The sequence below is a fragment of the Micrococcus sp. genome, assembly GCF_030523875.1.
In the GTDB taxonomy this organism is placed as follows: domain Bacteria; phylum Actinomycetota; class Actinomycetes; order Actinomycetales; family Micrococcaceae; genus Micrococcus.
Genome location: NZ_JAUNHR010000006.1, coordinates 18,262 through 37,395 on the forward strand (window position 1 = coordinate 18,262; position 19,134 = coordinate 37,395).

20 protein-coding genes are annotated in these 19,134 nt (G+C 74.1%); 10 read left to right on the top strand and 10 right to left on the bottom strand.

Annotated features, from left to right (window positions below; genetic code table 11):
- Positions 1 to 1,167 carry a glycine cleavage system aminomethyltransferase GcvT gene (gene gcvT, locus Q4D18_RS01680; protein WP_303125146.1) on the top strand — a complete coding sequence of 389 codons (1,167 nt, stop codon included), beginning with the start codon at positions 1 to 3 and terminating at the stop codon, positions 1,165 to 1,167.
- A 160-nt stretch (positions 1,168 to 1,327) separates the two neighbouring features.
- On the top strand, positions 1,328 to 2,176 hold the full coding sequence (locus tag Q4D18_RS01685) for a thermonuclease family protein (protein WP_303125147.1): 849 nt from the start codon (positions 1,328 to 1,330) through the stop codon (positions 2,174 to 2,176).
- Between the two features lie 28 nt (positions 2,177 to 2,204).
- Here Q4D18_RS01685 and Q4D18_RS01690 read toward each other — a convergent pair whose 3' ends face one another.
- The gene (locus Q4D18_RS01690; protein WP_303125148.1) at positions 2,205 to 2,909 is read right to left on the bottom strand and encodes a response regulator transcription factor; all 705 of its coding nucleotides are present in this window, start codon (positions 2,907 to 2,909) and stop codon (positions 2,205 to 2,207) included.
- 106 nt (positions 2,910 to 3,015) lie between these two features.
- Between Q4D18_RS01690 and Q4D18_RS01695 the strand changes: the two genes are divergently transcribed.
- Both Q4D18_RS01695 and Q4D18_RS01700 read left to right on the top strand, forming a co-directional pair.
- The gene (locus tag Q4D18_RS01695; protein WP_303125149.1) at positions 3,016 to 3,231 is read left to right on the top strand and encodes a hypothetical protein; all 216 of its coding nucleotides are present in this window, start codon (positions 3,016 to 3,018) and stop codon (positions 3,229 to 3,231) included.
- 119 nt (positions 3,232 to 3,350) lie between these two features.
- Positions 3,351 to 4,538, top strand: a complete 1,188-nt coding sequence (locus Q4D18_RS01700) for a sensor histidine kinase (RefSeq protein WP_303125150.1) — start codon at positions 3,351 to 3,353, stop codon at positions 4,536 to 4,538.
- A 237-nt stretch (positions 4,539 to 4,775) separates the two neighbouring features.
- Here Q4D18_RS01700 and Q4D18_RS01705 read toward each other — a convergent pair whose 3' ends face one another.
- The 7 genes from Q4D18_RS01705 to Q4D18_RS01735 all read right to left on the bottom strand — a co-directional run bounded on the left by Q4D18_RS01705 (position 4,776) and on the right by Q4D18_RS01735 (position 11,535).
- Positions 4,776 to 5,276, bottom strand: coding sequence for a hypothetical protein (locus Q4D18_RS01705; RefSeq protein ID WP_303125151.1), 501 nt, complete (start codon positions 5,274 to 5,276; stop codon positions 4,776 to 4,778).
- A gap of 118 nt (positions 5,277 to 5,394) precedes the next feature.
- A complete protein-coding gene (locus Q4D18_RS01710; protein WP_303125152.1) occupies positions 5,395 to 6,387 on the bottom strand; it encodes a hypothetical protein in 993 nt (330 codons plus the stop codon).
- A 131-nt stretch (positions 6,388 to 6,518) separates the two neighbouring features.
- Positions 6,519 to 7,769: an amidohydrolase gene (locus tag Q4D18_RS01715; protein WP_303125154.1), complete on the bottom strand. Its 1,251-nt coding sequence runs from the start codon at positions 7,767 to 7,769 to the stop codon at positions 6,519 to 6,521.
- A 160-nt stretch (positions 7,770 to 7,929) separates the two neighbouring features.
- Positions 7,930 to 8,691, bottom strand: a complete 762-nt coding sequence (locus Q4D18_RS01720; RefSeq protein WP_303125155.1) for a hypothetical protein — start codon at positions 8,689 to 8,691, stop codon at positions 7,930 to 7,932.
- 43 nt (positions 8,692 to 8,734) lie between these two features.
- Complete coding sequence (locus Q4D18_RS01725; protein ID WP_303125157.1) at positions 8,735 to 9,508, bottom strand: DUF5058 family protein; 774 nt, start codon at positions 9,506 to 9,508, stop codon at positions 8,735 to 8,737.
- A gap of 172 nt (positions 9,509 to 9,680) precedes the next feature.
- On the bottom strand, positions 9,681 to 10,652 hold the full coding sequence (locus tag Q4D18_RS01730) for an Lrp/AsnC family transcriptional regulator (protein WP_303125158.1): 972 nt from the start codon (positions 10,650 to 10,652) through the stop codon (positions 9,681 to 9,683).
- A gap of 43 nt (positions 10,653 to 10,695) precedes the next feature.
- On the bottom strand, positions 10,696 to 11,535 hold the full coding sequence (locus Q4D18_RS01735; RefSeq protein WP_303125160.1) for a hydroxymethylpyrimidine/phosphomethylpyrimidine kinase: 840 nt from the start codon (positions 11,533 to 11,535) through the stop codon (positions 10,696 to 10,698).
- A gap of 120 nt (positions 11,536 to 11,655) precedes the next feature.
- On the opposite strand from Q4D18_RS01735, the gene Q4D18_RS01740 reads away from it, so the two are divergent.
- From Q4D18_RS01740 to Q4D18_RS01750, 3 genes are all read left to right on the top strand, one after another.
- A complete protein-coding gene (locus tag Q4D18_RS01740; protein WP_303125161.1) occupies positions 11,656 to 12,264 on the top strand; it encodes a DUF4126 domain-containing protein in 609 nt (202 codons plus the stop codon).
- Positions 12,261 to 12,584, top strand: a complete 324-nt coding sequence (locus Q4D18_RS01745) for a putative quinol monooxygenase (protein ID WP_303125162.1) — start codon at positions 12,261 to 12,263, stop codon at positions 12,582 to 12,584. Before Q4D18_RS01740 ends, Q4D18_RS01745 begins: the two co-directional genes overlap by 4 nt.
- Positions 12,585 to 12,658: 74 nt before the next feature.
- Positions 12,659 to 13,282, top strand: a complete 624-nt coding sequence (locus Q4D18_RS01750; protein ID WP_303125164.1) for a GNAT family N-acetyltransferase — start codon at positions 12,659 to 12,661, stop codon at positions 13,280 to 13,282.
- A gap of 86 nt (positions 13,283 to 13,368) precedes the next feature.
- Here Q4D18_RS01750 and Q4D18_RS01755 read toward each other — a convergent pair whose 3' ends face one another.
- Positions 13,369 to 13,971: a TetR/AcrR family transcriptional regulator gene (locus tag Q4D18_RS01755; RefSeq protein ID WP_303125166.1), complete on the bottom strand. Its 603-nt coding sequence runs from the start codon at positions 13,969 to 13,971 to the stop codon at positions 13,369 to 13,371.
- A 134-nt stretch (positions 13,972 to 14,105) separates the two neighbouring features.
- Here Q4D18_RS01755 and Q4D18_RS01760 point away from each other — a divergent pair, with 134 nt between their 5' ends.
- Both Q4D18_RS01760 and Q4D18_RS01765 read left to right on the top strand, forming a co-directional pair.
- Entirely contained in the window at positions 14,106 to 15,317 is a 1,212-nt protein-coding gene (locus Q4D18_RS01760; protein WP_303125168.1) for an acyl-CoA dehydrogenase family protein, read from the top strand.
- A 175-nt stretch (positions 15,318 to 15,492) separates the two neighbouring features.
- Positions 15,493 to 17,112 (top strand): AMP-binding protein, encoded by a 1,620-nt coding sequence (locus Q4D18_RS01765; protein WP_303125170.1) that lies wholly within the window; start codon positions 15,493 to 15,495, stop codon positions 17,110 to 17,112.
- A gap of 116 nt (positions 17,113 to 17,228) precedes the next feature.
- Here Q4D18_RS01765 and tgt read toward each other — a convergent pair whose 3' ends face one another.
- Entirely contained in the window at positions 17,229 to 18,548 is a 1,320-nt protein-coding gene (tgt, locus tag Q4D18_RS01770) for a tRNA guanosine(34) transglycosylase Tgt (RefSeq protein WP_303125172.1), read from the bottom strand.
- A gap of 135 nt (positions 18,549 to 18,683) precedes the next feature.
- Here tgt and Q4D18_RS01775 point away from each other — a divergent pair, with 135 nt between their 5' ends.
- On the top strand, positions 18,684 to 19,097 hold the full coding sequence (locus tag Q4D18_RS01775) for a hypothetical protein (protein ID WP_303125174.1): 414 nt from the start codon (positions 18,684 to 18,686) through the stop codon (positions 19,095 to 19,097).
- Positions 19,098 to 19,134: the final 37 nt, after the last annotated feature.

Below are 19,134 nucleotides of genomic sequence, written 5' to 3' on the forward strand. Positions count from 1 at the left end.
ATGTCCGATTCCGCACGCAACTCCCCGCTGCACCCCGTCCATGAGGCCGCGGGCGCCACGTTCACCGACTTCGGCGGCTGGAACATGCCGCTGAAGTACGGCTCCGAGCTGTCCGAGCACCGCGCCGTCCGCGCGTCCGCGGGCGTCTTCGACCTCTCCCACATGGGCGAGGTGCGCGTCTCCGGCCCGCAGTCCGGCGCGATGCTGGACCACGCGCTCTCCAGCACGCTCTCCACGCTCAAGCCGGGTCGCGCCAAGTACGCGCTCTGCCTCACCGACGCCGGCACCATCCTGGACGACCTGATCGTCTACCGGATGGACGACGGTGCCGAGGGCGGCGAGCAGGAGTTCATGGTGGTGCCCAACGCGGGCAACATCGCCGCCGTGGTCACCGCGCTGACCCAGCGCGCCTCCGGCTGGGACGCCACCGTGGTGGACGAGTCCGCCGACACGGCCCTCGTGGCCGTGCAGGGCCCCCGCTCCGAGGCCGTCCTGGCGCAGCTCATGCCGCAGGAGGCCGAGCGGCTCGCCGAGCTGAAGTACTACGGCCACCTCACCCTGACCGTGCCCACCGACGCCGGGGACGTCACCGCCGTCGTGGCCCGCACCGGCTACACCGGTGAGGACGGCTTCGAGCTGTTCCTGCCGGCCTCCTCGCCCGCGGAGGCGGGCGACCGCGGGTCGGCGGTGTGGAGCGCCGTCGTGCGCGCCGCGGAGGCCGCCGACGTCGAGCTGACGCTCTGCGGCCTGGCCGCGCGCGACTCGCTGCGGCTCGAGGCGGGCATGCCGCTGTACGGCAACGAGCTGGACACCGCGCACCAGCCCCACGCCTCCGGCGTGAGCTTCGCCGTCCCCGCCTCCAAGGAGGTCGACTTCGTCGGGAAGGACGCGCTCGTCGGCAAGGACGAGGTGGACGAGGTCCTCGTGGGCCTGCGCGGCGACGGCCGCCGGGCGGCCCGCCACGGCTACGCCGTCCTCGACGCCGACGGGAACACCGTGGGCGAGGTCACCTCGGGCGCCCCGAGCCCGACGCTCGGCCACCCGGTGGCCATGGCGCGCGTGCGCCGTGAGGCCGCCGCCGAGGGCACGTCCCTCCAGGTGGACCTGCGCGGCAAGGGCGAGCCGTTCACCGTGGTGGCCCTGCCGTTCTACCGGCGCGAGCGCTGACCGGCCGGCGCCGGGGGGGCCGGCCGCGCCCGCGGCCGCCGCGTCCGGGCAGGGGGCCCGGAGCCCTTCGCTAGACTCGGGCTCCGGGCCTCGCCGTCCCCGTCGAATCGACGGGCGGCCGTCCGCCGCCGTCCCCCGCCGTCCGTCCCGAGGAAGTGCCATGACCCACGTCGCCGCCCAGGCCCGCGTGCCCACGAAGGCCCTCGTCGTCTTCCTCATCGTGGCGGCGCTCCTGCTGACCCTCGGCGCGCTCACCGTGGTGCGCGGCATGGTCCTGGAGAGCAGGACGGTCCAGGTGGTCAACGTGGTGGACGGCAACACGGTGGTGGTCAACAGGGACGGTGAGGAGCGGACCCTCACCATGGCCGGCGTGCGGTCGGCCATCCGCAATCCCGAGGGCTACCGGGTGGGCCCCGAGTTCTGCATGGGCGAGGAGGCCTACGTCTGGCTGCGCGACCGTCTGCCGCAGGGCGCCACCGTGCGGATCGACACCAGTGACGAGGGCGCCCCCGAGGGCCAGGAGGCGGCCGTCTTCGAGATCGGCGGGGACAAGGTCAACGTCGCCATGGCCGAGGCGGGCATGGCCGCGCCCACCGGCCTCGGCGTGGGCCGGGAGACCGAGGAGGAGATCGCGGAGGCCAACCTGGTGGCCCAGACCGCCGGCAGCCGGGACAACGGCGTGGGCCTCTACGACCGGGACGAGCAGTGCAGCATGGGCTACCAGCTGTTCGAGGCGACCACCGCCCTCGAGCAGACCCCCACGACACCCAAGGCGGAGACCGTCGCCGAGATCGACGCCACCTCCGTGGCCTACGCCGACGCGGTGGACTCGGTGCGCCTCGTGCAGCAGCGGATCCAGGCCCTGGATCCGGCCCGGGGGACGTTCACCGACCTCGCCTACGCGCCGGCGAAGGAGAAGCTCCTGGCGACGGCGGACCCCGTGGTGCAGCAGGGGCTGGGCGTGCTGCAGGACCTCAACGCCCGCCGCAACGCCCTCGCCGCCCGCTGAGGTCCCGCCCGGCAGGACCCGGGAGGCGTCAGTCCAGGGACAGCGTCACGAGCCCGAGCTGGGCGGCGCGGATGATCACCTGGACGCGGTCGCGGACCTCGAGCTTGTCCATGATCCGGCCGAGGTTGCCCTTGACGGTGGACTCGGACACGTGCAGCTCGGCGGCGATCTCCGGGTTGGAGCGTCCGCGCGCCAGGAGGTCCAGGACCTCGCGCTCGCGCGGCGTGAGGTCGGATCCGTCCGGGTCCCCGGGGCAGACCTGGAGGGCGCCGACGGCGGGACGCTCCGTCTCGACGGCGGCGATGAGCTTGTGCGCCACCGCGGGGGAGAGCACGGACTCGCCGCGACGGACCGCCCGCACCGCGCCGAGCACGGTGGCCGGCTGCGCGTCCTTGAGGAGGTAGCCCGCCGCGCCGGCCCGCAGGGCGGGCACGAGATAGTCCTCGGAGGAGAACGTGGTGATGGCCAGGACCCGCGTCTCCGGGTGGGACGCCACGATCCGGCGGGTCGCCTCCACGCCGTCCATGCGCGGCATCTGCATGTCCATGAGGACGACGTCGGTGCGTGTCGCGTTGCACACCTCGACGGCCTCCAGGCCGTCGGCGGCGACGCCCACGCACGTGAGGCCGGGCGTGGAGTCGATCATGATGCGCAGGGCACCGCTCATCAGGGGCTGGTCGTCGGCGATGAGGACGCGGATGTCCTCCGTGGCCGTTCCGGGAGTCTCGGACATGCCCCCAGAGTAGGCCGTGCCCGGGACGGCGCGGAGGAGGGCGTCGGGTCTGCGCCACCTGATGACCTGCTGTGCAGCGGGCCCCCTCGGGTCTACCCTTGTGTCCATGATCACTCGCACCCGCCTCGCCTCCGCCGCCGCGCTCCTCGCCGCGGCCTCCCTCGTCAGCGCCCCGGGCGCCGCCGCGTCCACCCCCGAGGCCGCCGGGGCCGCCGTCGCGACCGCCGTGAGCGCTCCGACCGAGGTCGAGGCCTCGCCCACGGGCATGGCGGATTCGACGCGGCGCCTGCTCTGCGAGCGCTGGGGCATGTTCTGCGGCTGATCCCCGCCCTCCCCCGGGGCCGTCGGTCGACCGGACCGGCGGCCCTCGTCTCGCTGCCCCCGGACGACGGCGCCCCCGTCGGCTTCTGGGACGCGGTGCCGGCCGGTCGGATCTACCTGGTGCTCGGTTCCGTGCTCGCCGTCGCCTCCACCGCGTCGGACCTGATGATCGCCCAGCGCGCGGGCGGGCAGGGGTCGGTCCTGGACTCCGCCGTCCTGCTGACGGGAGCGGTCGCCTTCCTGGCCCAGTGGTGGCGCACCACGGTGGCCTTCGCCCTGGCCGTTCCCATGGCGCTCCTGGTGGTCGCCGGGGCGGACCCGGTGCTCCCGATCCTGCTGCTGCCCGCCCTGCTGGGCTCCGTGCTGGCCACCGCCCGGGCGTCCGCGTTCGCCTGGAGCGCGATCGGCCTGGGAGCGGCCTGGCTCGCGGCGCTGCCCTGGGCCACGGGGGAGGGGCCGGGGGTCCTCTGGGTCGCGACCCCCGTGACCGTCCTCGGCGCGGGGGTGGGGCTCTACGTCCGCCTCATGCACCACCAGCGCCGGCTGCACCGGCAGCGTCTCGCCGAGGCGGAGCGCCGCGCGCGGGAGGCGGCCGAGCGGGAGCGCCGAATCCTCGCGCGCGACCTGCACGACATCGTGGCGCACAACCTGACGATCATCTCCATGCAGACGGGTGCGGCGGCCTACATCGGCACGGCCGAGGCCGCCCAGGACGTCCTGCGCGTGGTGGGCGACTCGGCGCGGGAGGCGCTCGTGGACCTCCGCCGGATGCTGGCGGTGCTCCAGCAGGAGGGCGTCATCGAGCCGGTCCCGGCTCCCGGCACCGGGGAGACGGAGGAGGCCGCCACGGTGGCGCAGCTGGGCCCGGGGGCGCGGCGCATGGCCGAGGAGCTGCGGCTCGCGGGGTTGGACGCCGAGGCCAGCGTGGACATCGGCAGCCTGGACCTGAACCTGGGCGTCCGTGCCGCGCTGTACCGCGTGATGCAGGAGGCCGTCACCAACGTGGCCAAGCACGCCGGAGCCGGGCAGCGGTGCAGCGTGTGCATCGCCGTCGAGGGTCCATACGTGGTGCTCGAGGTGCTCAACACGCTGCCCGCGGACGGTCCGCAGGACGTGCGGGAGAACTCCTCGCGGATCGGCCTGTCCTCCATGCGGGACCGCATCGAGGCGTTCGGCGGGCACCTGGAGGCCGGCCCCACCCGGGAGGGCTGGCGGGTCCGGGCGAGCGTCCCGCACCACCGGCCGGACGGAGCCGGTCCCACGGGACCGACTCACCGTCCGCTCGATGCCCGCACACGCTCTGTGTGACATAGATCACATTGACAAGCGGAAGTCTGCACCTTCGGCCAGTGTCGCCCCGGTGGGGACCTTCCTAGACTGGGACACGCCCCATGAGACGGTGCACATGATGAGCCCCACGAGCCGGGATACATGCCTGAGGGGATGCGGGCCCCGGACGTCAGCTCTGAGAGAGGGACGGTGATCCACGGATCACCGTCCCTCTCGCTGTGTCCGGGGCCCGTCCGGTCCCGGTCCCCTCCGGACTCAGACGGAGGCGGGGACCGCGTCGTCGTCCGCGGCGGGGGACTCCACGTGCACCAGCGGGCGCGCCGCGAGCCGGCCCAGCCCCATGAGGACCGCCGCCGGGAAGCCGATCACGGGGATGAGCATCGGCAGGATGCCCGCCGCGCCCTGGGTGAGCACCACCAGGCCGTACAGCATGCCCACGAGCGCATACGCGAGCACATGGACCCACTGGTTGAGCACGTGGCGGAAGAGGTGGTTCACCAGCAGGCAGAGCGGCAGGCCGATCACCAGGCCAGCCACGCCCACCACGGTGAGCAGCGGCGTCAGCGAGCCCAGCTCCTGCAGGGACGGGATCAGCGTCAGGGCCAGCACCAGCGCCGCCATCAGCAGGTTCGGCAGCAGCCAGGCCACCAGGAAGCCGTTCAGGCCCATGCGCAGCCGCAGCCGGGGCCCGGCGGCCGCGCGCGCAGCCTTCCGGCGGGCGCGGGCGGTGGACGTGACCGGGGCGGGGGTGGTCATGGCGGGGCTCCGAAGGACGACGGCGGGGGACGCCCCGCAGGTCCGCGGCGCGGGGGCACGCGGCCGACGGGGCGGGCCCAGTCTAGTCAGCGCCCCGGCCGCCTCCGGGGCCGCCGGCTCAGGCGGAGGGGCGGGCGGCGCCGTCGACCACGAGGCGCACCTCGTCCACGCGAGGCCAGCGCTCGAGCGTGGCGCGGGCCTCCCAGGACTCCTCGCGGGACTCGTCCACGGGCTCGAGCACCAGCGCGCCGAGCTCGCCGTCCAGCACCCGGAGCGTCAGCTCGAACGCCTCGCCCCCGTGCTCGAACCGGGCGCGCACGGGCCATGTGAAGTCGTGGGGCACCGCGCGCTGGACGGCGGCGTCCTCGGCCACCACGAGCGGCAGCCAGTCCGTGAACGTGATCCCCTCGCCCGGGTCCGCGGCCCCCACGTGCGGCAGCTGGGCCCGCAGCGCCTCCCCGCCGGGCAGGGCGGCGCGGCCGGCGGGGGCGGCGTCGAGCATCGCCTCCAGGAGCGCGCGGGCGTCGGCGGGGACCTCCACCAGCGAGAGCTCCCCGCCCGCCTCCGTGGCGGTCCCCTCGGAGCCGGGGCCGCGGAGCGCTGCGGCGGCCCTCGCCTTGCGCAGGGCCGCGCGGTCGGCGGCGTTGCAGGCCAGGACCGCCGCGGCGGTCAGCCCGGCGACGGCCCAGCGCGGTCGGGCGACGCCCACGGCCTCCAGCCCGCGGACGAGCCAGGCGTCCGTGCGGCGGTTCACCGGGGCGGCGGCCAGGGACACCCCCGCGAGGGCCGCCCCGCCGGCGAGCCCGAGGCCTCCGACGGCCAGGCGGGCGCGGCCGACCGTCGGCCGTCCGGAGGCGATCCGGGCGCAGTGCGCGGCCGCCCCGGCCTCCGCGGCGCCGTAGACCCCCGACACGGCGGCGATCGCGCGCTGGGCGCCCTCCCGGCGGGCTCGCGACCCCGCATTCGGGTCGGGCAGGGCGGCGGCCGCGAGGGCCGCCGCCATGACGGGGCCGTACACGCGGCCCCCGGGAGCCAGGGCGGAGGGCCTCAGGTGCAGCGCCCTCTCCTGGGAGCGGGTGAGCGGGGCGGTCGGGAAGAGGGACGTCGTCATCCCGTCATGCTCCCACGGGCCCGACTCTGACCCACCACAGCTTTCGGGGGCGTTCTGCGTCGGCATGGAGCGTCCATGCCGACGCAAAACGCCCCCATAGCTGCAGGGAGGGAGGGAGGGGAACCGTCGGATCAGCGGCCCACGAAGTGCAGCAGGCCGGCGAGGGCGGCCCGCACGCCGGTGGTGAGCGTGGGCTCGATGAGCGGGGCGAACTGCGGGGTGTGGTTCGCGGGGTTTTCCGCGGGGTCGGTCGCAGCGAATCCGCCCAGGAACCAGTAGACCAGGGGGACGTCGATGGCGTCCGCCAGGGCACCCACGTCCTCGGACCCCATCATCTGAGGCACCTCCACGATGCGGTCCTCGCCCAGCTCCGCCCCGATCGCGGCCATGACCTGCCTCGTCGTGCCCTCGTCGTTGTGGGTCCGGGGGAAGGAGTTGTACCGCTCGATCTCCGGCTCCGGGGCACCCGACGCCTGGGCTTCGGCGTGCAGGATGCGCGTGATCGCCGACGCCACCGTGTCCCGCACCTCCGGGGTGGGGGTGCGGACGTTGAGAGCGATCTCCGCGGAGTCCGGGATGATGTTCTCCTTCATCCCGGCGTGGAAGGTCCCGACGGTCACCACGGCCTTGTCCGCCGGTGCGATCTCCCGGGAGACGATCCCCTGCAGACGGGTCACGGCGTGCGAGGCGAGGAGGATGGGATCGATCGCGCGCTCGGGCATGGACCCGTGGGCGCCCTTGCCGCGGAAGGTCACTCTGAAGGAGTCGGCCAGGCACATCGCGTCCCCGAGCGCGTAGGCGATCACCCCGGCCGGGGCGGGCATCACGTGCTGCCCGATCACGGCGACCGGTCGGGGGGCGCGGTCCCAGAGGCCGTCGTCGAGCATGGCCCTGGCCCCGGCCGCCGTCTCCTCGCCGGGCTGGAAGACGAAGACGACCGTGCCGTGCCACGTCTCGGGGTTCCGCGCCAGCACGCGGGCCGCGGTGACCGCCATGGCCACGTGCGAGTCGTGCCCGCAGGCGTGCATGACGGGGACGTCGGTGCCGTCGGGCAGTGTGCCGCGCGCGGTGGACTCGTACTCGACCCCGGAGTCCTCCTTCATCGGCAGGGCGTCGGTGTCCGCCCGATACGCGACCACGGGTCCGTCTGTGGCGTCCGGGTGGCGCAGGATGCCGACGACGCCGGTCCCGCCCACCCGCTCGTGCTCGATCCCCAGCTCGTCGAGGCGCGCCTCGATCCACGCGGCCGTCCCGTGCTCCTGCATGGACAGCTCCGGGCTCCGGTGCAGGTGGACGTACTCCTCGTGGAGGGTCTGTGTCAGCTCCTCGTCCAGGCGCAGGGCCTCGGGCAGGGGGGCGGGGGCGGTGCGGACGTCGGTCATCGGGTCCTCCGGTCTCTCATGCGGCGGGTCCGCGGCGGCCGGCCGCGGACGCGTGGGGTCTGCCTCGATCCTCTCGCCAGGACGGAGGCGGGGCCGAGGTCCAAGCCGCGCCCCGCCGTCGTGCGGACGGGGGCGTGGCCCGGGAGGGTTCAGGCGGGGCTCAGTAGTGCAGCTCCCCGGTCTCACGCCGGGCCGGCATGGCCTTGGGGCGCACGAGGTAGGCGATCACCACGGTAAGGACCACGGTCAGGGGCGTCCCGAGGAACGCGAGCGGCTTCCACAGCGGGGCCAGGGTGGGCACCAGCAGGAACGCGACCGCGGCGCCGACCACGAGCGCCACGATCGTGGTGCGCGGGGCCTTGTAGGACCAGATGGCCTGCACGATCACGGCGCCGAGGACGGCGGGCAGGATGTACGTGCTCACCACGAGCATGACGTCCTTGGGCAGGAGGGACACGAGCCAGGTGCCCAGCAGGCCCACGAACACGAACAGGCTGAGGAGGTGGACCGTGGCGGCGCCGCAGATGGCCATCACGGCGGCGATGTCGCCGCGGGCGGTGCCCGGCTTGGCCTTGACGGCGTCCTGGGCGACGACGGCGGCCGGCAGCAGCTTCGAGGAGATGTTGCCGATCAGGAACGCCTGGTACATCGCGGAGGATCCCAGGACGGGGAAGTAGGCGATGGGCTCGACGATCCACAGGACGCCGAAGGTGGTGGCCACGAGGAGCCAGGCGGTGAGGATCTGCGGGCCCGTGACGCCGAGATCGGTGAAGAAGTAGAGCCAGGCGGGGCCGGCGAGGGACAGCAGCAGCCCGACCAGCATGGTCCAGGTGCCGGTGCGAGAGGTGCTGCGGACGAATCCGTCCAGGGCGGCCTGGTGGGCCAGGCCGGGGGTGGCGGTGGTGGTGGCTGCGGTGCTCATGGGGGCTCCTGAGGTGCTGCGGGGTGCGGGGGAGGGGCGCGCGTCAGGCGGCCGGGACCAGGGCGACGTGGGCGAAGTACGCCGCCACGAGCCCCACGATGATGGCGATGCCGAGGGCCCACTCCTTGAGCCAGTCGGCCCGCAGGGCCTTGGCCGTGAACAGGAGCAGCAGCATGACGGCGGCGGAGACGCCCGCGGTGATCCACACGACCGGGGAGTTCGGCGTGGTCTTGGCGAACTCGCCGAAGGTGAGGCCGGCGAACGCGCCGAGGACGGCGGCGGCCGGGATCACCGTGAGGACCACCGGGTTGACCTCGGAGAGCTTCGCAGAGCCGCGGCGCAGGATCGGCGTGAACAGGAGGGTCGCGAGGATCCAGCCGGCGCCGCCCAGGGACATCGTGATGAATGCCAGCGCGAAGACCTGCTGGTCGTACCCGGCGCCGCCGAGCGGAGCGCCCGTGGAGCCCGCAGCGATCTTGGCCGCGCCGGTCTCGAAGGCGGCGGAGCCGATCAGGCCGATGCGCACGAGGACGGCGGGGGTGCCGAACAGGGCGAGGAGGGAGATCGCCACGATCACGACGGCGAGCGAGGGGCCCACCGAGGCGATCGCGCCCGAGCGGAACGCGGTGGTGAGCTCCGTGGCGGGGATGTCGAGGTCCGGGGCGGCCCTGCGGGCGGCGCGGATGTACAGGAAGGACTGGACGAGGATGATCGCGAACACGCCCAGGGCGAAGGCCCAGAGCAGCGGGTGGTTCGCGACGGCGAGGATGTCCGTCGACTCCGGGTCGATGGTGCCGGCGAGGGCGGGGACGAGCATGGGGGCCTCCCGGTGCGGGGTGGGGGTGCCGCGGTCACGGCTGCACCATCAGCGTGACCCACGTCACGGATCCTGGCAATGAACTCCGGATATCGCCACGTCTCTGGCTGATTCCGTCATCTCCCACCTCTCGGAGGGCCTGGCGCGGGGGGCGGTGACGGAATCGGCCGGATCAATCCGTCCAGGGGAGGGTTCGGCCGCCCCGCTTGCGGGCGTGCAGCACGAGCGAGGTCTCCACCGCGGAGGTGTGCTCGAGCCAGGGGGAGGCCGTGGTCAGCTCGTACAGCTCCGTGGTGGTCCGGCAGGTCACGTCCGCCACCACCTGGTGCTCCCCGGCCACGGCCGCGGCGTAGCGCACCCGCGGATCCTCCGCGAGGAGGCGGCCGAGCCGGTCCACGCGCGAGGGCGGCGCGCTGATCCACAGGAGCGCCTCCACGGGCAGCCCGAGCCGCGCCGGCTCCACGAGGGCCCGGACCTGGACCCGCTCCGAGGAGAGCAGCGCTGAGAGCCGGCGCGCCGCCGTCGACTCGGAGACGTCCGCGGCCCGGGCGAGCGCCTCCACGGTGGCGCGGCCGTCCGCCACGAGCGCCTCGGTGAGCCGCCGGTCCACGGGGCTCAGGGGCTCCGTGTGGCCCATCGCGGACAGCTCGGGGCCGTCCTCCGTGCGCAGCGCCGCCACCTGCGCGTCCGTCAGGGCCCCGGAGGTCCACCGCCGGATGGTCCGGAAGTAGCGCAGGACCGGCGCCGTGTGCACCTCCGTCAGCCCCACGACGGTGGGGATCTCCTGCAGGAGCACCGGCGTCATGCGGCCGGCGTCGAACAGCAGCTCCGCCACCGCGTCCGCACCGCCGGTCACGGCGTAGGCGAACGTGGTGTCCGGGCGCTGGGCGAGGGCCTCGACGGCCACGCGGGCGGTGCCGGGGGCGCAGCGCACGGTGAGCAGGGCTGTCTCCGCCTTCGTGGGCATGCCGGCGACCTGGACCGTGCCGGACTCCAGCAGGGCCGCGCCGTGGCGGGCCACGGTGCGCTCGGGCGCGTCCAGCACTCGGGCGATCCGGCGCCAGGAGGCGCGCGGATCCACCTGCAGGGCGGTGGCCACGGCGAGGTCCAGCCCCTCGAGGGGCGGCGGCGCGGACGGTCCCACGGCGGCGGCCCTCAGGCGCCGCGGCGGGCCGGGCGGCCGTCGCTCACGCGCGCAGGTCGCCCTGCCACAGGGCGGCGAACGGGGTCTGACCGGAGACGGCCTGGCGGATGCCCGCGGTGACGAACTCCTTGGCGCGGCGTGCGGCCTCCAGCGGGGTGGCGCCCTTGGCGAGCTCCGCCGTGACGGCGGCGGCCAGCGAGCAGCCGGCGCCGGAGACGCCGGAGTCGCCGATCTTGGGCTCGGAGAGGACCTCCACGGTCTCCCCGTCCACGAACACGTCGACGGCGTCCGGGCCCTCGATGTGCATGCCGCCCTTGGCCAGGACGGCGGCGCCGGAGATCTCGTGGATCCGCCGCGCCGCGGCGATCAGGTCGTCCACGGTCTCCACGGTCATGCCGGAGAGCTGCTCGGTCTCGAAGTGGTTCGGGGTGGTGAAGGTGGCCATCGGCAGCAGCTCGGCCTTCAGGGCCTGGTCCGTGTCCAGGGCGTGGCCGGCCTCCTGGCCCTTGCAGATCAGCACGGGGTCCAGGACCACGTGGTCCCAGGTGTGGCCGCGCAGGGCCTCGGCGGTGGTGCGGATGGTCTCCGGGGAGCCCTGCATGCCGAGCTTCACGGTGCGCAGCGCCTCCGGGTAGTCGCCCAGGATCGCCTCGAGCTGGGCCTGCTGGACGTCCTGCGGCACGGGGAAGAACCGGTGGTCCCAGCCGGCGGCCGGGTCGAAGGAGACGATGCAGGTCAGCGAGACGATGCCGAAGACGCCGAGCTCCTGGAACGTCTTGAGGTCCGCCTGGGCGCCGGCGCCGCCGGTCGCCTCGGAGCCGGCCACGGTGAGGGCCAGGGCGGGGGAGGCGGCGGTGCGGGGGGTGTCCTGGGTCTGGGTCATGGGGCCATCGTAGGAGGGAACACCCCGGTGCCGTGCGCGGTTCCCCCTCGGGCGGGGTCGCACGGCCCCGCCGCCCGCCCCGGACCGCCGGGGCCGCACCGCGAAGGACGGACCCCGCGCATGCTCGAGATCCTCACCGGCACGGGCCTGGCCACCTCGGCCGGGCTCAACGCCTTCATCCCCATGCTCGCCCTGGGCCTGCTGGACCGCTTCACCGGGCTCGTGGAGCTGCCGCCGGCCTGGTCCTGGCTCTCCTCGGACGTGTCCCTCTGGATCCTGGGCGTGCTGCTCGTGGCCGAGGTGGTGGCGGACAAGATCCCCGCCGTGGACTCCGCCAACGACGTCCTGCAGACCCTGGTCCGCCCGGCCGCCGGCGGCATCACCTTCGCCTCGGGCGTGGGCGCGGAGACGGTGACCGTCCAGGACCCGGACACCCTGCTCAGCTCCCGGGTGTGGGTCCCGATCGCGATCGGCGCGGTCCTGGCGCTCGTGGTGCACCTGACCAAGGCCGGCACGCGGGCGGCCGCCAACACGGTGACCGTGGGCGCGGCGGCACCCGTGCTCTCGACGGCGGAGGACGCCTCGGCGCTGGCCCTCACCGCCGCGGCGCTGTTCCTGCCGGTGCTCGTCGTCGTGGTGCTGGCGGCCGTCGTGGCGGCGCTGTGGATCATTGCACGGCGCGTCAGGGCGGGACGCCGCGGCGGCCGCGGTGCGAGCATGGCCGCATGATCCTCATCAACCTCAAGTTCACCGTGAAGCCCGAGCTCGCCGACCAGTGGATGGACGCCGTCGCGCAGTACACCGCGGACGTCCGCTCGGAGGCGGGCAACATGTTCTTCGAGTGGTACCGGCCCGTGGAGGGCGGGGAGAACGAGTACTTCCTCCTCGAGGGCTTCACCGACGAGGGTGCGAAGGCCCACGTGGAGTCCCCCCACTTCCAGGAGGGCCTCGACGCCATGCGCCCGCTGCTGGCCACGACCCCGCAGATCATCTCCGAGCAGGTCGGCGCCGAGGGCTTCGGCCCCATGGGCGAGCTGCAGATCGGCTGACGCCGGGCGTCATGCCCGGACTCATGGGCCCCACCCCTGTCGGCCACGTCACATCCGTGGCTAGCGTGGGGCCCATGAGCACCGATCGTCAGAACACCCCCACCCCGTCCATTCCCTCCGGTCAGGACCTCGGCCCGCGCTGGGCCACCCGCAAGGCTGACCACGCCGACCCGGGGGACCGCCGCGCGATCCGCGTCCTGTCTGAGCTGGCCTTCGGCTCGTCCGCCGAGGCGGACCTCGTGGAGGAGCTGGCCGGCGGCGGCGAGGGCTGGCTGCCCCAGTACTCCCACGTGGTGATGATCGGCGCCGTGCCGGGCACGGACCTGCACTCCGACCCCGAGGGGCACGGCCTGCTGGTCCGCGCCCATGTGGACACCGACCCCGTGCTCGCCCTCGCCCCGCACGCCGTGCTCCCCGAGCACCAGGGCCAGGGCGCCGGCACCGCGATCGTGGAGAGCCTGCTGCAGGCCGCCCGCGCCGACGGCGAGAAGGTCGTGGTGGTCTACGGCTGGCCCGAGTACTACTCGCGGTTCGGCTTCCGCCCCGCCGCCGAGGCCGGGATCACGGCGTCCTTCGCCACGCAGCCCGAGGCGCTCCAGGTGCTCGTGCTGCAGGAGGGGGCCGAGGCCCCGTCCGGCGAGTTCCGCTACCCGCCCGCCTTCGGCTCGGACAACGCCCAGGTGGCCGGCCGCGCCTGACGCGCCCCGGTCTCGACCGCTCCGCCCGGCGACCTCCTGCGTCGTCGGGCGGAGCCGTGTCCGGGCCCTCACGCCCGGCCCGCCGGTCAGGCGAGCAGGCGCCGCACCGCCGCGAGCGTCCGCTCCGCCTCGCCGGGAGCGTGTGTCAGGCGCGTGACCACGGTGGTGACCTCGGCGCGCAGGGCGGCGTCGGCGTCGTCGTCGGGGGAGCGCAGCCAGGCCCGCAGGGCGCGGTTGTGGACGGCGACGACGGCGGCCGCCAGCCCGGCCGCCACCCCGTCCCGCTCCGGGGTGTCCGGGAGGGCGTGGGCAAGCCACTCGGAGAAGAGCATCTCGTAGCGGTGCGAGGTCAGCAGCTCGCGCGTGCGCAGCGCCTGGGAACCGCGCAGCAGGCGGGCGCGGGCGCGGGCCCGCTCGGGGTCCTGGACGTGGTGCCGGAAGACCTGCAGCACCGCCTCCGCGAGGACCTCGTCCACGGGCAGCGACGTGCCGCGCAGGAACACGGCCAGCCGCTCCAGCAGGGCGGCGTGGTCCGCGAAGACCACCTCCTCCTTGCCGCCGACGTGACGGAAGAAGGACGCCCGGCTCATCCCCGCCTCGCGGGCGAGCTGGTCCACGGTGACGGCGTCGTAGCCCTCCTGGTCCAGCAGATGGATGAGCGCGGTGAGCGTGTCCTCGGCGGGGGTCATGCGGGTCATGGTGCCACGCCCGCCCCCGGCATGAGACGCCGTTCAAAGAAGATGAGACGCAGTGTCAGCACTGGTGTACCGTGGACCACGACGCGCGCCCGACGCGCTCCCGCCACGACCCCTCGGAGGCCCCCATGACCGAGCAGCTGCCCACCGCCGAGCCCGCCTACGACGTCACCGGTCCCCTGGACACCGACGCGTACGCCGTCTTCGCCGACCTGTCCGAGGAGGACCTCGCCCTGCACCGCGCTGCGCGGGCGTTCCTCACCCCCGAGGTGCAGCGCACCCTCCAGGAGGCGTGGGACAAGGGCGAGTACCCGACCCAGCTGATCGCCGGCCTGGCCGAGGCCGACCTGCTGCGCGACGGCGTCGAGATCGAGGGCCGCGCGACCCCGTCCCGCCTGGCCTCCGGGCTGGCCTCCATGGAGCTCTCCCGCGTGGACGGCTCCCTCGCCACGATCGTGGGCGTCCAGGGCGGCCTGGCCATGCGCTCCATCCAGATGTGCGGCTCCGAGGAGCAGAAGGCCAAGTACCTCCCGGCCATGGCGGCCGGCGAGCTCTTCGGCGCGTTCGCCCTGACCGAGCCCACCCACGGCTCCGACTCCGTGTCCCTGCAGACCAGCGCCACCCCCGTGGAGGGCGGCTGGCGGCTCGACGGCCACAAGAAGTGGATCGGCAACGGCGCGGCCGGCGGCATCACCGTCACCTGGGCCCGCTCCACCGAGGACGGCCAGGTCAAGGGCTTCATCGTCCAGCAGGACGCCGAGGGCTACAGCGCCGAGGTCATCCGCGGGAAGATGGCGCTCCGCGCGATCCACCAGGCACTCATCACGTACGACGACGTGTTCGTGCCGGAGGAGGACGTCATGCCGGACGCCCAGTCCTTCAAGAACACCGCCGCCGTGCTGTTCGCCACTCGCCTCGGCGTCGCCTGGTCCGCCGTGGGCCACGCGATCGGCTGCTACGAGGCCGCCGTGCAGTACGCGAAGCAGCGCGTGCAGTTCGGGCGCCCGCTGGCAGAGTCGCAGATCGTCCAGGAGCGCCTGGCCCGCATGCTCTCCGAGCTGACCCAGGTCCAGCTGCTGGTGCTCCGTGCCGCCCAGCTCGAGGACGCCGGCCGCCTCACCGGCCCGCAGGCCTCCCTGGCCAAGTACTCGGCCACCCGCACCGCCCGCTCGATCGCCGCCAACGCGCGCGACCTGCTCGGCGGCAACGGCATCCTGCTCGAGAACGAGGTGGGCAAGCACTTCGCCGATCTCGAGGCGATCCACACCTACGAGGGCACCGAGACCGTCCAGGCCCTGATCGTCGGCCGCGACATCACCGGCAAGGGCGCCTTCGCCTGAGCCGCCCCGCCCCAGCTGTCACGCATATGGCTGTTTTCAGCGTCCCGGACGCCGTGGGACCAGCCATCTGCGTGACAGCGTGAGGGCAGGAGGAGGGGCCTCAGCGCTTCGCAGCGCGGTCGTCATGCGCGGACCCGGGTGGTTCCGGGGCGCCCGGTGCGACATCATGGCGGGCATGACTGTGACTCAGGACACCCCCCGCTCCGCCTCCGAGCCCGTTTCCGCCGACGGCGCCCCGCTCACCCCGCTGGCCTTCCTGGGCCGCACGGCCGCCGTCTTCGGCGACCGGGAGGCCGTGGTCTACGGCGACCTCCGGTGGGACTACCGCGCGTTCGCCGCCCATGTGCAGTCCCTGGCCCGGGCGCTCGCGGCCCGGATCGAGCCCGGCCAGACCGTGGCCGCGGTCCTGCCGAACGTCCCGGCGATGCTCGCCGCGCACTTCGCCGTGCCGCTCGCCGGGGGCGTGCTGTGCGCCCTCAACCCGCGCCTCACCGCCCGCGAGCTGGAGTACATCCTCGAGCACGCCGAGGCTCGCGTGGTCCTCGCCGACGGGGACGTGGCGGAGGCGGTGCGCGGCGTCGTCGAGCGGATCGGCACGGGCGCCGCGGTCGCCGAGGTCGTGGACGAGACGGCGGGCCACGCCGTGCCCGACGACGGCCGGCTCACCTACGACGCGCTCGTCGCCGAGGGCGCGGACGGGCCCGACCTGCCGTGGACGGTGGATGACGAGGACGCGCCGATCACCCTGAACTACACCTCCGGCACCACCGGCCGGCCCAAGGGCGTGCGGTACACGCACCGCAGCGCGCAGCAGACGGCTCTGGCCAACGTCCTCACGCAGCGGTTCACGGGCGCCACCCGGTACCTCTGGACGCTGCCGATGTTCCACTGCAACGGCTGGACCCGCCCGTGGGCCGTCACCGCGGCCGGCGGCACCCACGTGTGCCTGCGCGCGGTGCGTCAGGACGCGGTGTGGGACGCGCTCGACGGCGAGGGGGTCACCCACCTGTGCGGCGCGCCGATCGTGGCGGCCATGCTGATCGAGGCCGAGCGCGCCCACCCCGTGGACCGCGAGGTCCGGATGGCGGCCGCCGGGGCCGCGCCGCCGCCGTCGGTGATCCAGGCGCTGGAGGGGCTCAACATCACCCCGGTGCACGTCTACGGGCTCACCGAGACCCACGGCCCGTTCACGGTGTGCGAGCCGCAGCCCGAGTGGGCGGAGCTGGAGGCCGGGGAGCGCGCCGCCGTGATGGCCCGGCAGGGCGTGGCCATGCCCCTGGTGGGCGAGGTCGCGGTGGTGGACATGGACATGGTCCCCGTGCCGGCGGACGGCACGACCATGGGCGAGGTGGTGATGCGCGGCGAGGGCGTGATGCTCGGGTACTTCAAGAACCCCGAGGCCACCGAGGAGGCCTTCCGCGGCGGCTGGTTCCACTCCGGGGACCTCGGCGTGATGCACCCGGACGGCTACGTCCAGCTGCGGGACCGCGCCAAGGACATCATCATCTCCGGCGGGGAGAACATCTCCTCGATCGAGGTGGAGGGCGTGATCGCCGCGCACCCGGCGGTGACCGACGTCGCCGTGGTGGCCGTGGCCGATGAGCGCTGGGGTGAGCGCCCCGTGGCCTACGTGGTGTACCGCTCCGGCGCGGAGCGGCCGGACGAGGACGCGCTGCGCGCCCACTGCCGGGAGCGCTTGGCCGGGTTCAAGGTCCCGGACCGGTTCGTGCCGGTCGAGGAGATGCCGCGCACGGCCACCGGCAAGATCCGCAAGAACGAGCTGCGGGAGGGCTGAGGCCGTCCGGGCAGCCGGCGAGGTGGGGCGGCGTCGTCGTCCAGGTTGTGGTCACGACACGCCGGAGGACCGGGACGACGCACGGCATGTCGTGACCACAAGGGGCGGGAGCGGCCTCAGCGCTTCGTGGCGTAGTACCGGCCCAGGGTCTCGGCCTTGAGCTCCGCGTAGGTGCCGTCCGCCATCGACGCGCGGATCCGGTCCACGAGGGAGACGGTGAAGCGCTCGTTGTGGATGGAGATCAGCGTGTGGGACACCATCTCCTTGGCCTTGTAGAGGTGGCGGATGTAGGCGCGCGAGTAGTGCGCGCAGCTGTAGCAGTCGCACTCGGGGTCCAGCGGGCCGAAGTCCCGCTTGTACTTGGCGCCGGGCAGGTTGTAGCGCCCGTCGCGGGTGTAGAACGCGCCGGTGCGGGCCACGCGGGTGGGGGAGACGCAGTCGAAGGTGTCGGCGCCGTTCTCCACGGCCGTGAACAGGTCGTCCGGCTCGGAGATGCCGAGCAGGTGACGCGGGCGGTCCTCGGGCAGCTCCTGGGCGCACCAGCCCACGATCGTCCCGAGGTTCTCCTTCTCCAGCGCCCCGCCCACGCCGTAGCCGTCGAAGCCGTGGCGCACGGCGCCCCCGTCGGCGGCGAACTCCGTCTCCATGGCGGCCAGGTCCCGGCAGGCCTTGCGGCGCAGGTCCTCGTACTGGGCGCCCTGGATCACACCGAACAGCGCCTGGTACGGCTTCGCGGCGCGCTCGGCGGTGAGGCGGGCGTGCTCGTCCAGGCAGCGCTGGGCCCACCGGCGGGTGCGCTCGAGCGCCTCCTCCTGGTAGCCGCGGGAGTTGTGCAGGGTGGTCAGCTCGTCGAACGCGAACATCACGTCCGCGCCGAGGTGGTGCTGGATCTGCAGGGACCGCTCCGGGGTGAACCGGTGCCGGTCCCCGGTGAGGTGGGACTTGAACCAGACGCCGTCGTCGTCCACGTTCGCCAGGCGCTCCTTGCCGGGGGCGACGGCGTCGTCCGCGCCCGCGCCGGAGGGGGCGTCCGGGCCCTTCATGTCGATGACCTTCTTGAACCCCGAGCCCAGGGACATCACCTGGAAGCCGCCGGAGTCCGTGAAGGTGGGGCCGGGCCAGTTCATGAAGGCCCCGAGCCCGCCGGCCTCGTCCAGGAGGTCGTCGCCGGGCTGCAGGTAGAGGTGGTAGGCGTTGGCCAGCAGGGCCTGCGCGCCGAGATCCTGCATCGACTCCGGCAGCACCGCCTTCACGGTCGCCTGCGTGGCCACCGGGATGAACGCCGGCGTCCGGATCTCCCCGTGCGGGGTGCGGATGACGCCCGTGCGGCCCAGCGGCGCCCCGTCCGTGCCGCCGTCCTCCAGCCGGTGCGTCACCTCGAACCCGAAGTGGTCCGGATGCGCGGGGGCGGCGGGGGGCTGCGGGGTGTCGGGCATGGGATCCAGGGTAGTGGGGGCGCCCGGCGGGGCCTGCGCCCCGGCGTTCGAGAGCGGCACGGGACGTGTGTGCTTCAGTGTTCCGACGACGGGACGCCCTGGAAGGGCAGCCACCGACTCCGAAGGAGCCCCCTCATGAGCACCGAGACCTCGCGTGACGCCACGCGCCCCGCCCGCGGAGCGCCGAGCCCCCGCCTCTTCACGGCGGCCGGCCTCGCGCTGGGGGTGCCGTTGGCGGTCACCGTGTTCATGATGCTGACGGAGACCACCGCGCCCGGCACGGTCGCCGGCACCTACGCCTTCATCGCCGTGGAGCACCTCGTGGCCCTGGTCGGAGCCGTCGTGCTGGTCGCGGTCGGCCGTCACGCCGGTCGCTCCGTCCGCGGTCTCGGTGTGGCGGCGGTGGCCCTCGCGCTCGTGCTGATCGCTACCCAGCTCTGGGTCATGGATTCGGACCCGAACATCGGTGGCGGCTTCCTGTGGCTCGTGACCGCCACGCTGCTCGCGGTCCTGGGCGGCGTCGCCACGGCGGCCTCACGCCGCGCCTGAGCACTCGCGAGTTCACGACGGGGCGGTCCCACGGAGG

Excerpts from the sequence above, each read along its gene's own strand:
- Q4D18_RS01715 (WP_303125154.1), bottom strand. The coding sequence starts at position 7,769 with ATGACCGACGTCCGCACCGCCCCCGCCCCCCTGCCCGAGGCCCTGCGC.
- Q4D18_RS01695 (WP_303125149.1), top strand. The coding sequence starts at position 3,016 with ATGATCACTCGCACCCGCCTCGCCTCCGCCGCCGCGCTCCTCGCCGCG.
- Q4D18_RS01745 (WP_303125162.1), top strand. The coding sequence starts at position 12,261 with ATGATCCTCATCAACCTCAAGTTCACCGTGAAGCCCGAGCTCGCCGAC.
- Q4D18_RS01755 (WP_303125166.1), bottom strand. The coding sequence starts at position 13,971 with ATGACCCCCGCCGAGGACACGCTCACCGCGCTCATCCATCTGCTGGAC.
- Q4D18_RS01690 (WP_303125148.1), bottom strand. The coding sequence starts at position 2,909 with ATGTCCGAGACTCCCGGAACGGCCACGGAGGACATCCGCGTCCTCATC.
- Q4D18_RS01710 (WP_303125152.1), bottom strand. The coding sequence starts at position 6,387 with ATGACGACGTCCCTCTTCCCGACCGCCCCGCTCACCCGCTCCCAGGAG.
- Q4D18_RS01720 (WP_303125155.1), bottom strand. The coding sequence starts at position 8,691 with ATGAGCACCGCAGCCACCACCACCGCCACCCCCGGCCTGGCCCACCAG.
- Q4D18_RS01740 (WP_303125161.1), top strand. The coding sequence starts at position 11,656 with ATGCTCGAGATCCTCACCGGCACGGGCCTGGCCACCTCGGCCGGGCTC.
- gcvT (WP_303125146.1), top strand. The coding sequence starts at position 1 with ATGTCCGATTCCGCACGCAACTCCCCGCTGCACCCCGTCCATGAGGCC.
- Q4D18_RS01775 (WP_303125174.1), top strand. The coding sequence starts at position 18,684 with ATGAGCACCGAGACCTCGCGTGACGCCACGCGCCCCGCCCGCGGAGCG.
- Q4D18_RS01765 (WP_303125170.1), top strand. The coding sequence starts at position 15,493 with ATGACTGTGACTCAGGACACCCCCCGCTCCGCCTCCGAGCCCGTTTCC.
- Q4D18_RS01725 (WP_303125157.1), bottom strand. The coding sequence starts at position 9,508 with ATGCTCGTCCCCGCCCTCGCCGGCACCATCGACCCGGAGTCGACGGAC.
- Q4D18_RS01760 (WP_303125168.1), top strand. The coding sequence starts at position 14,106 with ATGACCGAGCAGCTGCCCACCGCCGAGCCCGCCTACGACGTCACCGGT.
- tgt (WP_303125172.1), bottom strand. The coding sequence starts at position 18,548 with ATGCCCGACACCCCGCAGCCCCCCGCCGCCCCCGCGCATCCGGACCAC.
- Q4D18_RS01750 (WP_303125164.1), top strand. The coding sequence starts at position 12,659 with ATGAGCACCGATCGTCAGAACACCCCCACCCCGTCCATTCCCTCCGGT.
- Q4D18_RS01735 (WP_303125160.1), bottom strand. The coding sequence starts at position 11,535 with ATGACCCAGACCCAGGACACCCCCCGCACCGCCGCCTCCCCCGCCCTG.
- Q4D18_RS01685 (WP_303125147.1), top strand. The coding sequence starts at position 1,328 with ATGACCCACGTCGCCGCCCAGGCCCGCGTGCCCACGAAGGCCCTCGTC.
- Q4D18_RS01705 (WP_303125151.1), bottom strand. The coding sequence starts at position 5,276 with ATGACCACCCCCGCCCCGGTCACGTCCACCGCCCGCGCCCGCCGGAAG.